14 protein-coding genes, 1 tRNA gene and 1 pseudogene are annotated in these 14411 nt (G+C 66.9%); 4 read left to right on the forward strand and 12 right to left on the reverse strand.

Translation table 11 applies throughout. The features are described from left to right. Window positions 1-60: 60 nt before the first annotated feature. The 4 genes and pseudogenes from C8271_RS08670 to C8271_RS14500 form a co-directional block, all read left to right on the forward strand. Window positions 61-510 (forward strand): single-stranded DNA-binding protein, encoded by a 450-nt coding sequence (locus C8271_RS08670; RefSeq protein ID WP_106506950.1) that lies wholly within the window; start codon window positions 61-63, stop codon window positions 508-510. Between the two features lie 16 nt (window positions 511-526). Next, entirely contained in the window at window positions 527-1147 is a 621-nt protein-coding gene (locus C8271_RS08675) for a hypothetical protein (protein ID WP_034375220.1), read from the forward strand. A gap of 2 nt (window positions 1148-1149) precedes the next feature. Continuing rightward, window positions 1150-1347 carry a hypothetical protein gene (locus C8271_RS08680; RefSeq protein ID WP_034375218.1) on the forward strand — a complete coding sequence of 66 codons (198 nt, stop codon included), beginning with the start codon at window positions 1150-1152 and terminating at the stop codon, window positions 1345-1347. Between the two features lie 144 nt (window positions 1348-1491). After that, window positions 1492-2574, forward strand: a pseudogene (locus C8271_RS14500) (recombinase family protein); the annotation flags it as partial. 601 nt (window positions 2575-3175) lie between these two features. Here C8271_RS14500 and C8271_RS08700 read toward each other — a convergent pair. The 12 genes from C8271_RS08700 to C8271_RS08755 form a co-directional block, all read right to left on the reverse strand. Continuing rightward, window positions 3176-3248 (reverse strand) — tRNA-Ala (locus C8271_RS08700). A gap of 66 nt (window positions 3249-3314) precedes the next feature. Further along, complete coding sequence (locus C8271_RS08705; RefSeq protein ID WP_106506951.1) at window positions 3315-3965, reverse strand: histidine phosphatase family protein; 651 nt, start codon at window positions 3963-3965, stop codon at window positions 3315-3317. Continuing rightward, entirely contained in the window at window positions 3962-4369 is a 408-nt protein-coding gene (rsfS, locus tag C8271_RS08710) for a ribosome silencing factor (RefSeq protein WP_106506952.1), read from the reverse strand. The genes C8271_RS08705 and rsfS overlap by 4 nt, the downstream gene beginning before the upstream one ends. A gap of 61 nt (window positions 4370-4430) precedes the next feature. Continuing rightward, on the reverse strand, window positions 4431-5324 hold the full coding sequence (locus C8271_RS14170) for a hypothetical protein (protein ID WP_245921059.1): 894 nt from the start codon (window positions 5322-5324) through the stop codon (window positions 4431-4433). Further along, the gene (gene nadD, locus C8271_RS08720) at window positions 5317-5925 is read right to left on the reverse strand and encodes a nicotinate-nucleotide adenylyltransferase (protein ID WP_106506953.1); all 609 of its coding nucleotides are present in this window, start codon (window positions 5923-5925) and stop codon (window positions 5317-5319) included. Before nadD ends, C8271_RS14170 begins: the two co-directional genes overlap by 8 nt. A gap of 5 nt (window positions 5926-5930) precedes the next feature. Continuing rightward, on the reverse strand, window positions 5931-6116 hold the full coding sequence (locus C8271_RS08725) for a hypothetical protein (protein ID WP_106506954.1): 186 nt from the start codon (window positions 6114-6116) through the stop codon (window positions 5931-5933). Window positions 6117-6188: 72 nt separating this feature from the next. Further along, on the reverse strand, window positions 6189-7514 hold the full coding sequence (locus C8271_RS08730) for a glutamate-5-semialdehyde dehydrogenase (protein ID WP_106506955.1): 1326 nt from the start codon (window positions 7512-7514) through the stop codon (window positions 6189-6191). A gap of 9 nt (window positions 7515-7523) precedes the next feature. Then, window positions 7524-8696, reverse strand: coding sequence for a glutamate 5-kinase (gene proB / locus C8271_RS08735; protein WP_245921060.1), 1173 nt, complete (start codon window positions 8694-8696; stop codon window positions 7524-7526). Beyond that, window positions 8693-10225 carry a GTPase ObgE gene (gene obgE, locus C8271_RS08740; protein ID WP_106506956.1) on the reverse strand — a complete coding sequence of 511 codons (1533 nt, stop codon included), beginning with the start codon at window positions 10223-10225 and terminating at the stop codon, window positions 8693-8695. The genes proB and obgE overlap by 4 nt, the downstream gene beginning before the upstream one ends. 97 nt (window positions 10226-10322) lie before the next feature. Next, window positions 10323-10577, reverse strand: a complete 255-nt coding sequence (gene rpmA / locus C8271_RS08745) for a 50S ribosomal protein L27 (protein WP_106506957.1) — start codon at window positions 10575-10577, stop codon at window positions 10323-10325. Between the two features lie 40 nt (window positions 10578-10617). After that, window positions 10618-10926, reverse strand: a complete 309-nt coding sequence (gene rplU, locus C8271_RS08750) for a 50S ribosomal protein L21 (protein WP_106506958.1) — start codon at window positions 10924-10926, stop codon at window positions 10618-10620. Between the two features lie 245 nt (window positions 10927-11171). Beyond that, window positions 11172-14078 (reverse strand): Rne/Rng family ribonuclease, encoded by a 2907-nt coding sequence (locus C8271_RS08755; protein ID WP_106506959.1) that lies wholly within the window; start codon window positions 14076-14078, stop codon window positions 11172-11174. Between the last annotated feature and the right edge of the window lie 333 nt (window positions 14079-14411).

Raw genomic sequence — 14411 nt, forward strand, 5'->3', positions numbered from 1 at the left:
CGGTACCAGCAGCCCACACCACCAGCGGGCTGCAGTCCACGAGTTGAGAGGTACCGCGTCATGGCCATCCGCACCCAGGAATCCCTGTCCGGGTTCATCGCATCCGATCCACAGCTGACCTACACCGAACGCGGCGATGCCCGCTTCTACGCCCGCTACGGCCAAGAGAACTTCCAACGCGAAGAAGACGGCACCTTCACCAAACTGGAACCCTCCTTCGGCAACCTCGTGCTCTACCGCGTCACCGCCGAACGCGCCTTCGAACGCTTCACCAAAGGCGACCAGTTCGTCGCCGAAGGCTACGCCCACGACTACACCTACGAACGCGACGGACAGACCATCGCGGGCGAGGAGTTCGTCGCCAAGAAGATCGGCCACGACACCGCCCGCACCCGCTACGACGTCGACCGCACACCCCGCCAAGCTCTCGAACGTCAGGCGGCTGGGCAGGCCTTCGAACCACCCCAGCACCACCAAGCCACGCCTGCTGCCGACAGCCTCAGCATGTGACCCGGGCGGACCGATCATGAGCACATACACGCCCGAGCCCGACGTCCAGTACGAGGACCCCGGCATCCTCGACGACCACCCCCACACCCCCGACACCAGCGCGCTGCCAGAACCACCGCACCCGATCAACTGGAACCTCCTGTCGGCGCAGGATCTGGAAGCCGAGCTGCTGGAGCTGAACCGGTGGGTCGACTGGCTCCGCCACACCTACGGCCTACCCGCCGCGGTCATCCCGCCCTACTGGCACCGCCACCCCGAACTTCTGTGGGAACTGTCCGCCCTGCACCTGCACTGGCTGTGCGCCTACGACCCCGAACAAAACGGCTCCGCACCCCTGGGATGGCACCGCGACTTCGCCGACGCCCGCCACCGCCTCCGTGACTGGGTCACCGCCTCCGGCACCCGCCTGGACCGCGACCGACCCACCCGACAGACCACCTGGCCCGGCGAAGAACCCCAACCCACCCACGACGAGTCCGTCATCACCGACCGAGACGCCGACTTCGTCCAATACGTCATCGACCAGGTCAACGAACGACAGGCTGCCGAAGACGCCTTCTACGCCAGCCTGGATGACCGGATCGACCCGGCGACCGATGAGGTTCGCGACGATGTTCTGGGTCCTGAGGGTGGTTGAGGATGGTGCGCCGGTATCGCCGCACCACGGCCCGAGTCGAGGCGGATCGGCCCCTGCGCGTGCGGTATGAGCCGCGTGAGGAGATCGATGTCGCGAAGGTTGCCGAGGTGTTGATCCGGATCGCGCTGCGCACCGCCGGCGACCAGCCCGTCGGGCAGTCCGGCGCCCATCTTCGTCGCCTGCTCGCAGCCGAACGCTAAACTGGGTCCACATCAAGTTTCGGCGCTGTTGGCACCTGCTCTTGCTAAGCCCCGTTCGAGGGGTGTTCTTTTCGACTCTGACGTGACCGCCTCCGGCGCCCCACCCGCCCCCAGACATGTGGGGGCCTGTGAAAGGCGGTCACCATGACACTCGATCAGCTCTCCGGCCTCGACATCTCAGGCCTTCGACGCCTCGCCCGCACCACACCACGCCCAGACACCACTGCGTCCGGGAGTGAAGGGAAGGTGGCGGCGATCAGCTACCTGCGGGTCTCCACCAAGGACCAAGCCACCCGAAACGGGCTGGAAGAGGGCCTGTCGATCCCGGCCCAGCGCGAAGCCGCGCAGCGCAAGGCCGAACAGCTCGGTGCGGTCATCGTCAAGGAGTTCATCGAGCCCGGCGAGTCAGCCAAGACCGCCCAACGACGCGCGCTCCAAGAGATGCTCGACTACGCCACCACGCACCCGGTGCGGTACTGCATCATCAACAAGGTCGACCGCCTCGCCCGCAACCGGCTCGATGACGCCAAGATCCACGCCGCGCTGCGGGATGCGAACATCAGCCTGGTCTCAGTCACCGAGAACATCGACGAGACCCCCTCAGGGATGCTCATGCACGGCATCCTGGCCTCCATGGCCGAGTTCTACTCGCTGAACCTGGCCCAAGAAGTCCTCAAAGGCATGACCCAGAAGGCCGCGATCGGCGGCACCCCCACCAAAGCGCCTCTGGGCTACCTCAACGTCCGCACCACCGACGCCCAAGGACGCGAGTCCCGCGAGATCGAGATCGACCCCGAACGCGCCGACCTCATCCGCTTCGCCTTCACCGCCTACGCCACCGGGGACTGGTCCCTGTCCCGCCTGGCCAAAGAACTCACAGCCCGCGGCCTGACCACCCGACCCACCCCTTCGCAGCCCGCCAAACCAGTCACCACCACCGGGCTGCACAAGATCCTCACCAACCCCTACTACCAGGGCACCGTCACCTTCCGCGGCGTCACCTACGACGGCACCCACCAGCCCCTCGTCGACGCGGAGACGTGGCTGCGCGTCCAGACCAACCTGGACGCCAACAACGCCCGTGGCGAACGGCCACAGAAGTACGACCACTACCTCAAAGGCACCCTGTACTGCGCCTGCGGAGCCAAGCTCATGATCGAACGCCCCCGCGACAAGGCCGGGGACCGCTACGAGTACTTCACCTGCTCCGGACGACGCCGCAAGACCACCCAATGCACTCGCTCCGCGATCCTTGCCGAACGCGCCGAAGCCGAGATCGAACGCACCTACCAGCGCAACTCCCTGACCCAGACCCAGGCCGAGCACGTCCGGAAGGTCCTCAACGACGTATTCGACCAGCTCGAAGGATCCAGCGAGGACGAACGCAAGCTCCTGACCGCCCAGCGCAACAAGCTCGAAGCCGAACGCCTCAAACTCGTCCAAGCTCACTACGCCGACGCGATCCCACTCGACCTCCTCAAAAGCGAACAAGACCGCATCCGCGCCAGCCTCGACCAGATCACCACCCGGCTCGACAACCTCACCGACACCTACGCCGACGCCCGAACAGGCTTGGACCAGCTCACCGAACTCCTCGTCGACCTCGACGACCTCTACCACAAGTGCGAACCAGCCGAACGACGCATCCTCAACCGCGCCCTGTTCACCCGCATCACCATCGACGACGAAGAGAACGCCACCTACACACCCGAGCAGACCACCGCCAGCATCCTCGCCCACACCAGCATCGACGCCCCGGCGCACGTCACCGCAGAAACAAAACTGCCCCGCCATCAGGCGGGGCAAGTTTCGATTTTCTCATCTTACGTGGAGCTAAGGGGATTCGAACCCCTGACCTCTTCCATGCCATGGAAGCGCGCTACCAACTGCGCCATAGCCCCGTGGGACCGCCTCCGTGCCTGTCGTGGGCTCGTCGGCGACTCATCGATGTTACATCCCGTGGCCTCTCAGCGGAAATCGGGAGCGAGGTTGTGTGACACCAACCTCATGAGCTGGCCGGTCGGGTCGCTGTGCACGGGCTCGAGATGCGAGTAGTGGCAGTTGCTCAGACCTGCCAGACCGCGGAAGCCGTGGGCATCCAAGCCCAACAGCTCGGTCACGCCCAGTGTGATCGCAGCGCCGTGGGCGACGATCAGCACCGTACGTCCCGGATTCGCCGCCACCGCCGTGCGGCAGGCGCGCGCCACGCGACCAGCGACTGCCTGACGATCCTCAACCTCAACACCCTCCACACGCCGATGCGCACGGAAATCGGCGTACTCGGCGGGCCAGGTCTGCGTGATCTCGTCAGGCGTGAGGCCCTCCCACGGACCAAAGCTCCGCTCCAGCAGGGCTTCATCGGTCGTAACGTCAACCCCGATCGCCTGCCCCACCGCACACGCCGTGTCATGAGCGCGGCTCAGGGGCGATGCGATGATCACGTCGGGGCGCACCTGTTCCATCGCACGCGCGAGACCTGCAGCCTGGTTGCGGCCAGTCTCGTTCAGCGCGATGTCGATCTGCCCCTGCAGTCGCCCCTCAGCGTTGTAGTCGGTCTGGCCGTGGCGTGCCAGCAGCAAGCGTGTGGTGCTGCGATGTCCGAGGGGTGCAGGTTTCATGACCGCTCCGAAGACTGGCCGGCGCCACCCCGTTCTGCGCCGTGGTTGATGTCCAGGTCCAGCACGGGGGCGTCGCGCCACAGCCGCTCCAGTGCATAGAAAGCACGATCTTCCGCATGCTGCACGTGCACCACGATGTCGCCGTAGTCGAGCAGCACCCAGCGTGCGTCGCGCTCACCTTCCCGGCGCAGTGGCTTGCGGCTACGTTCCTTGAGCAGAGCCTCCTCGACGCCATCGACGATCGCGCTCACCTGTCTCTCGGAATCACCGCTGCACACGAGGAAGACGTCGGTGATGACAACCTGCTCGGAGACGTCGAGGCCGATCACCTCGGTGGCGAGTTTGTCGGCAGCACCCTGTGCTGCTACTCGGGCAAGATCGAGGGATTCGTCGGGGGCGCTCACGCGGTCAGGTCCTCCACAGTGCGGTCGGCTCGAGCAGATCAGGGTCAGGCAGATACAACGGTCACAGGTCCAGGGGCGGGGTCAGCACTGCTGCGGACCCCTCCAGCATGCTAGGCACGGCGTCGTCCACGGCGGCATGTGCCTGAGCAGGTCCCAGCACGCCGGTCAGCAGCAGCGCCACAAGTGCGATCACGCCAAGGGCAATCAACACCCACACCAGGATGACCGCGCCGCGGCCGCCACCCGATTCAGGCCGGTGCAGCACCTTGCCCTCGAAGCGTGGCGCCGGCCGCGGATCCGGTGCCTCGGTGACAGACAGCTCCCCCAGTTCCACACCGTCTGCATCGCGGCGGATACCGCTCGCATCCGGGCCGGATGCTGGGGCAGCGGTGGGCGCTGGGGCGGAGACGCTGTTCGGGCTCGTTGCAGACGTGGCGGCCAATGAAGACGCTTCTGCGCGCTCAGGTGCCGAGGTATCTGGCGCAGTCTGCGCTGTGGCAGGCTCCGCCGCCGATGCAGGCTCATCCGCGGCCGGTGCACTGTCCGTGGCTGTACGAACCACCCAGGTGGAGGTACCAGCCTGGGATGTCAGCACGTCGTCGGACGCACCGCGCGCAGGATCGGCAGATGGTTCACGCTCGGTGATCGGTTCGCTCTGGGTGGACTGCTCGAGGTCGGCAGGCGGCTCAGAGCGCTGGGGCTCCTCCGGCTGCGCCGACGGCACCGCAATCGGGACATCATCGGGGTCGACCAGCTCAATGATGCGAGCGCGCTTGCCGAACTTGCGCAGGCGCGGCATCGGCGTGTCCGCGCCGGGGGCAGCCACGGCCCCGCGGACCGTCGGCACACCAGTGGGGTCCGATGGGTCCGTCACAACGGCCAACGGCGCGGTCTCATCGACGGCGGCCCGACGTGCACGACGTCCGTGGCGCGCACCAGCGACGGGCTCACTCATCACCGTCACCTCCTGTGTACAGGGCGTACTTGTTGATGTACTGCACCACACCGTCCGGCACCAAATACCACACCGGCGAGCCCGCAGACACACGGTTACGGCAGTCCGTGGAGCTGATCGCCATGGCCGGCACCTCGATCAGTGTGGCGCGACCGGTCGGGACACCCGACGTGTCCAGATCATGCCCCGGCCGCGTCACCCCCACAAAATGGGCGAGCTCGAACATCTCCTCGGTGTCCTTCCACGTGAGGATGGACTGCAGAGCGTCGGCACCGGTGATGAAGAACAGATCAGCGTCAGGATGCAGAGCGGTCAGATCACGCAGCGTATCGATCGTGTACGTCGGCCCCGGGCGGTCAATGTCCACACGGGACACGGTGAACACCGGGTTCGCGGCAGTGGCCACGACCGTCATCAGATAGCGGTGCTCGGGATCGGAGATCTTCCGATCCCCCTTCTGCCACGGGCGTCCCGTCGGCACGAAGATGACCTCATCCAAGCCGAACACGCTCTGCACCTCACTGGCCGCCACAAGGTGGCCATGGTGAATCGGGTCGAAGGTGCCACCCATCACCCCGAGTCGGCGTCGCTGATCCTGCACGGTGCTCAGCGGTCGGCGTGCTCGTCGGCGGCTTGCGAGTTCTTCTTGGGCTGGTTGAGTCCGCTGGCAAGCCAGGTGATCCCGTACAGGCTCAGGAGGATCACGAAGGTGCCGATGCCGACGAGGTAGGGCGGCACGCCCCCCGCGGCGTGGGCGCCGCCCTCGGCGAGGATCAGGAACTGCTCGGTCATCTGAAGAGGCCTTTCGACGGTGACTGCCCGCCATTGTCCCACAGCGGGCACGGCTCGCGGATCACGGCGTGCTCACAGTCGCACGTGCCCTTCTCCCTCCACGATCCACTTCGTGGTGGTCATCTCTGCAAGGCCCATCGGGCCGCGCGCATGCAGCTTCTGGGTGGAGATGCCGATCTCTGTTCCGAAGCCGAACTCGCCGCCGTCGGAGAAACGCGTGGAGGCATTCACCATGACCACCGCGGAATCCACCTCACGCAGGAATGTCTCTCGCGACGCGAGATCACGCGTGAGGATCGACTCGGTGTGACCACTCGAGTACCGCCGGATATGGGAGATAGCCTCATCGAGGCTGTCGACAACACGCACGGCGAGGTCCAGCGCGAGGTATTCGTTCTCCCAATCCTCCGGCGTCGCTGGCACGACGCGAGCATCCGGCGCTTCCTGCGCGAACACCGCGGCGGCAGCATCGTCAGCGTGAAGGGTGACGTCATGGTCCGCAAGCGCCTGGCCGACGGGGCCGAGCACACCGGTCGCATCACGGTGCACCAAGAGGGTCTCGAGGGCATTGCAGACACCGATCCGCTGTGTCTTCGCGTTCACGATGATGTCCACGGCCTGGTCGCGGTCCGCGCTCGCATCGACCACGATGTGGGTGTTGCCGGTGCCCGTCTCGATCACGGGCACCGTCGAGTTCTCGACCACGCGGCGAATCAGGCCAGCTCCCCCACGCGGGATCAACACATCCACGAGTCCGCGAGCGCGCATCAGCGCATCGACCCCATCACGGCCGTGCGCGTCAATGCCCACGACCAGGTCCGAAGGAAGACCGAGCCCGGTCAGCGCCTCGCGGAGCACCGCGATGATCGCCGTATTCGAGTGCAGGGCCGCCGATCCGCCGCGCAGCACCACAGCGCTGCCCGCCTTCAGGGCGAGGCCTGCCGCATCAACGGTCACGTTCGGCCGCGCCTCATACACCATGCCGATCACGCCAAGGGGGACGCGGATCTGCTGCAGACGAAGCCCGTTGGGCAGTATCCGGCCCTGCACCACCTCACCCACCGGGTCCGGTAGTGCCGCGGTATCCCGCAGCTGACCAGCGATCCCCGCGAGGCGATCAGCGTCCAGAGCGAGCCGGTCTCGCAGGCCCGCCGCGATGCCCTGCTCGTCGGCTGCAGCACAATCACGTGCGTTCGCCTCGAGGATCGTGTCGGTGGAATCGAGCAGAGCCTGCGCCATCGCCTCCATGGCCTGATCCTTCTGTTGGCGATTCAGGCGGGCGAGCGCGGGCTGGGCCTCACGGGCTGCCTTCGCAGCAGCGTGGACGGCGGTGGTGGTGCGGTCGGTCGAGGCGCGGTGCGCGCGTCGACGCGGCGCGGACGGGGTCGATTCGCTCATGGGGAAAGGCTACGGCTCCGACTTGGGCCGCGATAGCAGCACGAGGTGATCGCGGTGAACAGCTGGGCGGCGATACCTCTCCCCCAGCGTCTCGCGCAACGACGCCGAGTCATGCCCCTGCATCGTGCGCAACTCTTCGCTGCTGAAGTTCACCAGACCGCGCGCGATGACCTGCCCGCCTGGCGACGCGATATCAATGGGGACACCGGCAGGGAAGGCGCCCTCCACCTCCTTCACCCCGACGGCGAGCAGGGAACGTCGGCGGCTGCGCAGAGCAGCGGCAGCGCCCTCATCCACATGCAGGGTGCCCGCGCCGCGGGTCGCGAACCGCAGCCACACCAGGCGTGATCGCCGTCGGCCGTGATGCGCGGGGAAGAAGGTGCCCACGACAGCTCCGTCCAGTGCAGAAGCGAACAGATCAGCCCGGGTGAGCATCGTGGCGGTGCCGGTGCTGGCCGCGAGATGCGCGGCCGACAGCTTCGTGACCATGCCACCGGTGCCGACCTTCGATCCGACATCACCAATACTCACCCCCTCGAGAGCATCGATGTCCGGAACCACATCGATCCGTCGGGCGCCAGGGTCGCGCGGCGGCGCCGTGTACAGCGCGTCCACGTCGGTGAGCAGCACCAGTAAGTCTGCGCCGAGCAGCTGCGCAACCAGGGCAGCGAGCCGGTCGTTATCGCCGAAACGAATCTCGTGCGTGGCTGTGGTGTCGTTCTCGTTGATCACCGGGACAGTGCCCAGCTCGAGCAGAGACTCCAGGGCGCTGCGCACATTCGCATAGGTCTCCGGATGGATCACGTCGGCTTCGGTGAGCAACACCTGCCCGGTGAGCAGATTGTGCTCGGCGAAGGCTCGCGACCAGGCCCCGGCGAGCACCACCTGCCCGATGCTCGCGGCTGCTTGCTGCAACGGCACGTCTCGGGGGCGTTCATCCAAACCCAGCTCGCCCAGAGCCGCCGCAATCGCGCCCGAGGAGACGATCACCGCCTGCACGCCGCCAGTGATCAGCCCGGAGACCGTTGTCGCGATCGCCCGAATCCGCTGCTCATCGAGCTGGCCGCTCGGGTGGGTCAGGCTCGACGAACCGATCTTGACGACGATGCGGCGCGCAGACGCGATATCGGATCGTCCCTGCAGCCGGAGCGGCTGGCGGGGTCCCGCCGCATGCGTGCTCACGAGGGGTCATCCTCCCGAGCCGGATCCGTCCAATGACCATCACGCCGCTCTTGCTCCATCGCGGCCAGCCGCTGCATGCGGGCGGCTGTGCGTTCGCGCTGCTGCTCGCGTTTCTCCTCGCGCGTCGGGCGCAGACGCTCCTCCAGGCGGGCATCGGTGCCGCGGGCACCCAGCAGCTCGGCGCCGCCGATCATCGTCGGCTCCCAGTCGAACACCACGGCGTCTGCCCCCGGCCCGATGAGCACGGTATCGCCAGCATGGGCGCCGACGCGGTACAGCTCCTCCTCGACACCAAGCTTGGCGAGTCGATCCGCGAGGTAGCCGACGGCTTCATCATTGGCGAAGTCGGTCTGGCGCACCCACCGTTCGGGTTTGTCGCCCTGAACACGGTACGCAGTCGCGCCATCAAACTGCTCGGGGATCACCTGGAAGTCTCCATCGTTCTCGGCGCGGGGCGTGATCACGATCGGCGCTACCTTCGGTTCCGGCAGCCGAGCTCGAGCCTCGTCCACAAGCCTGCCCAATAGATAGGACAGCTCCCGCAGGCCCTTATGGGACACAGCCGAGACCTCGAGCACCGGCAGGCCACGTTCCGCGAGCTGATCGGCCACCATCTGCGCCATATCCTCACCGTCGGGCAGATCGGTCTTATTCAGGACGATCACCGTGGGCCGCTCCAGCAGCGGCACACGTTCTGCGGCCTCTTCATCCAGCCGCTCGGCGTAGGCCGCAAGCTCCGCCTCGATCGTGGAAAGGTCGCTCACGGGATCGCGGTCCGATTCCATCGCTGCAGCGTCAATCACGTGGACGATCACATGGCACCGCTCGATATGTCGCAGAAAGTCGAGTCCGAGGCCCTTACCTGCGGCGGCGCCGGGAATCAGGCCGGGCACATCGGCCACGGTGTACCGATAGTGACCTGCCTCCACCACGCCGAGGTTCGGCACGAGTGTTGTGAAGGGGTAGTCGGCGATCTTGGGTCGTGCCGCGCTAAGGGCAGCGATGAGCGAGGACTTGCCAGCACTCGGGTAGCCGACGAGGGCGACATCCGCCACGGACTTCAGCTCGAGCACAAGGGTGCGCTCCTGACCGGGCTCGCCGAGCAGCGCGAAACCCGGTGCCTTGCGCTTGGCAGAGGCGAGGGCCGCATTGCCCAGGCCGCCAGTACCACCGCGAGCAGCGACGAACCGGGTGCCGATCCCGACCATGTCCGCGAGCACACGGCCGTCCTCGGTTTTCACCACGGTGCCGTCCGGGACACGCAGCACCAGATCCTCGCCGCGGGCGCCGTGGCGCAGGTCACCCTTGCCGAAGCCACCGGACTGCGCGCGCTGGTGCGGTTTGTGGTGGTAGGTCAGCAGCGTGGTGGTGGAGGCGTTGACCTCCAGGATCACGTCCCCGCCGCGGCCACCGTCTGCTCCGTCGGGGCCAGCCAGCGGCTTGAACTTCTCGCGCCGGATCGAGGCGGCGCCGTGCCCGCCGTTGCCTCCGGCCACATGCAGTACGACACGGTCGACGAACTCAGCCATGGGTCTCCTCCCCGCGGGAACGGTTCGAGGGGCGGAGCGCTGGGCTCCGCCCCTCGAGGCAAGCTGTGCGTCCCGGCAGGTTCAGCCGGGGCGGTGGTCAGGCGCTGGCGACAACGCTGACGACGCGACGGTCGCGCTTGCGACCGAACTCCACCGTGCCCGCGGTCAGCGCGAACAGGGTGTCGTCGTTGCCGCGACCCACGCCGTCACCGGGGTGGATGCGGGTGCCGCGCTGACGCACGATGATCTCGCCCGCGCCGACCTGCTGGCCGCCGAAGCGCTTGACGCCCAGGCGCTGCGCATTGGAGTCGCGGCCGTTCTTCGAGGAGCTCACGCCCTTCTTTGATGCCATGTCGGAACCTTCTCTCGTTCTCGCCTGTGTGGGGGCTCGCTCAGGCGATGCCCGTGATCTTGAGCCGGGTCAGCTCCTGGCGGTGACCCTGGCGCTTCTTGTAGCCGGTCTTGTTCTTGTACCTCAGGATGCGGATCTTGGGGCCGCGCTCGGCACCCTCGATCTCGGCGCTGACCTTCACCTTGGCGAGATCGGCCTGAGCGGAGGTGACCTTGTCGCCATCCACAACCAGCACGGGGGCGAGCTCGACGGTGTCGCCCGCCTCGCCGGTCACGCGGTTGACCACGATGGTGTCGCCCACCGACACCTTCTCCTGACGACCGCCTGCGCGGACGATTGCGTACACCACGTCACTGCTCCATCTTGATCGGATCTGCTGCTGTCGCCGCTCACGCACCGGTCCGGACCGCGCACCAGCGACCGTCAACCATTCCGGCGATGCCGGACGGGAGGCGCGGTCGCGCAGAGCTCCGGGCGAGCACGACGTACGGCGCGTTCTGCGCCAGGGGGTAGCTTACGGTTCCCGACGGGCCCGGGTCAACCGATTCGAGTGCTGCGACCAGCACCGATGGCGCGATCTAGCTGTGGAACTGGTCACTCACCCTGTGTCGCGGCGTCATCACCCGTCGGCGCATTGCCGTCGGCTGACTCTGCGTGGCCCTCTGGATCCGAGTGGTCATCCGAGGCCGGATGGTCGCTCGATCCTGACGAGTCATCCGGCTGCGCACGGTCACGAGACTGAGCATCTTCACCCGGTGCCGACGCCGAGTCGCCGACCGTCACAACCTGACCGTCGACCACAACCTCCGGGTGAGACTGCTGGCTGCTGGCGGCCGCGATCGAGGCGATCGTGGCGCGGGCAAGCGCGCGTGAGTCCTCGTCTTCCTCCAGCCGGTGCACGTCACCATTCTTCTGATCGAGCAGCTCGCTCACGGCGTCCTTCGCCGAGCCGTTACGGGAACGACCGCGCGAGCCGCGCTTACGGGATGAGCGTGAGGACTCCTGTGAGGACGCCGACCCGCCACCGGAACGCGAACCCTCCGCGGGCGCGTCCATGTCCACGATGTGCCCGCGACCATTGCAGTGCTCGCAGCTCGTGGAGAAAGTCTCCACCAGCCCCTGACCCACTCGCTTACGAGTCATCTGCACGAGGCCGAGGGACGTCACCTCAGCAACCTGGTGCTTCGTGCGGTCACGCCCCAGGCACTCCACCAGTCGACGCAGGACGAGGTCACGGTTGGACTCGAGCACCATGTCGATGAAGTCGATGACGATGATGCCGCCGATATCGCGCAACCGCAGCTGCCGCACGATCTCCTCGGCCGCCTCGAGGTTGTTGCGTGTGACCGTCTCCTCGAGCGATCCGCCCGAGCCGGTGAACTTGCCGGTGTTCACGTCGATCACCGTCATCGCCTCGGTACGATCGATCACCAGCGAGCCGCCGGAGGGCAGATACACCTTGCGGTCCATCGCCTTCAGCAGCTGCTCGTCAATGCGGTGCTTAGCGAAGACGTCCTTCTCCCCCACGTGGCGGGTCAGCCGCTCCAGCAGGTCAGGGGCGACAGAGGAGACATACGAGTGCACCTCGTCATGGGTGCGCTCACCCTCGACGATCAGTGATGTGAAGTCTTCATTGAACACATCGCGCACGACGCGAATGGCGAGGTCGGGCTCCTGCGAGAGAGCCACCGGTGCGGACTTGCTGCCCTTGGCCTTCTCGATCTTCTCCCACTGGGAGCGCAGACGCTCTACATCACGGGTGAGCTCCTCCTCGCTCGCACCCTCCGCCGCCGTGCGGACGATCACGCCCGCCTCCGCCGGGATGATCTGCTTCATGATCTTCTTCAGTCGGCTGCGCTCGGTATCAGGCAGCTTGCGGGAGATACCCGTCATCGACCCGCCCGGCACAAACACCACATACCGGCCTGGCAGCGAGATCTGACTGGTCAAACGCGCACCCTTATGGCCGATCGGGTCCTTCGTGACCTGCACGAGCACGGAATCGCCGCTCTTGAGTGCCAGCTCGATACGACGCGGCTGGCCGTCCAGACCTGCAGCGTCCCAGTTGACCTCACCGGCGTACAGCACTGCGTTACGACCGCGGCCGATGTCCACGAAGGCGGCCTCCATGGAGGGCAGCACGTTCTGCACCTTGCCCAGGTACACGTTGCCCACCATCGAGGTCTGCGTCTTCTGTGCGACGTAATGCTCGACCAGAACATCGTCCTCAAGCACCGCGATCTGCGTGCGCCCAGGGCGCTCACGCACCACCATCGACCGCTTGACCGACTCGCGACGAGCCAGGAACTCAGCCTCGGTGATCACACTGCGGCGGCGCCCGGACTCACGGCCCTCTCGCCGGCGCTGCTTCTTGGCCTCCAGACGAGTGGAACCCTTGACCGCCTTGACCTCATCACGGCCTTCACGGACCTTGACCACCGTGTTCGGCGGATCATCCGGGGAGGAGACATCAGAGTCGGAGGAGCCGGAACGACGGCGACGACGGCGACGACGCGAGGAGCTCGAGCTGCCCGAGTCCTCGGACGACGAGTCACCGCTGTGATGACCGGGCTGGGCGGCATCCGATTCGTTGCTTCCGCCTGATGGCTCCTGATCGTCAGAGGAGTTCGAGCCCTCCTGGGACGCATCGTCCGAATCGCCGGCGCCCCGGCGATCATCGTCACCTCGACCGCGCCCGCGGCGACCACGACCACCGCGCCGACGGCGACGGCGCGAGGAGCCAGAGCGTCCGGAGCTGTCGTCATCACTCGAGTTCTGCCCGGACGTGCCCTGGGCATTCTGATCGTCCTGCGTATCGTCGCTGGGCTCATCGGTCGAGGTGCCATCGGCGCCGCCGGCGTCGTCACTGTCATCGTCGGTCTCGCCACGCTGCGCTGTGGCACTACTGCCGGAGTCGAAGGCGAGGTCGGCGCTTCCAGCCGGGGAGCTCTCGCTGCCCACCGTGGTGCGTGTGCGCGTCGGTGTCGGAGCCTGGAACAGAAGCGATGTCAGGTCCACCTGTGCCTGTTCGCGGCGGGCGCGCTCGGCCTCATCAGGCTGCTCATCCCCGCGCCCTTCCTGGCCGGTGCGGAACGCGAGGGCGCGGAGGTCATCGGCAACCGGGCTCGCATCGCGGGCACCACCCTGATCATCGGCTGCACCGGCCGGCGCGTCATCACGTGGCTGCTCAGGCTCCTTCGGTGCATCGTCCGATGACGTCGGTGCTGCGGGCGGCACAAACACCGGCGGACCTGCAGGTGCCCCCGCGCGACGACGACGAGTCGGCCGCTTCGGAGCCTCCTCGAGCACCTGGGCGCTCTGCTCCGGGACCGACGTGCGCGGAGCCGCATCGGCCGCAGTCGCCACTGGCGTGCTCGATGCTGGCGCGCCCGCTGGTGCTCCCGCGCGTCGACGCGTGCGACGCGCGGGCACCGAGGTGCTCTCCGACTCCGATGAGGTGCTGTTCTCCTGCGCAGAAATGTGCTCCATGCGATCAGCCATCAGGCTGTCTCCTTCTGCGGGACGCAGCGCACCCAGCGGCCCGTGGTCATCGTCCGTGGGGACGGAAGTCATGTAGCCCTCACCGTCGCGCAGCTCCCCACACCAGGGAAGCGCAGCGATGCCGGTCGCGGAGCGATCCCGGTCGCGTCAGGCGCGTGCCCAGGGCTCCGGCGGCGCGGCGCCGGGAGGTTCTCCCGACTCGGTGCGGAGCAGGAGAGCGCTCGCGTCAGTATGTCACAGGAGCATCACCATGCCCGTATCGGGCCGCGGTGCGTCGCAAACGGGCCTGCTCCGTGCCACAGTAGGCAGAGCCGACGTCGTCGTCGAAGTCGC

This window comes from Brachybacterium timonense, from assembly GCF_900258505.1.
GTDB classification, from domain to species: domain Bacteria; phylum Actinomycetota; class Actinomycetes; order Actinomycetales; family Dermabacteraceae; genus Brachybacterium; species Brachybacterium timonense.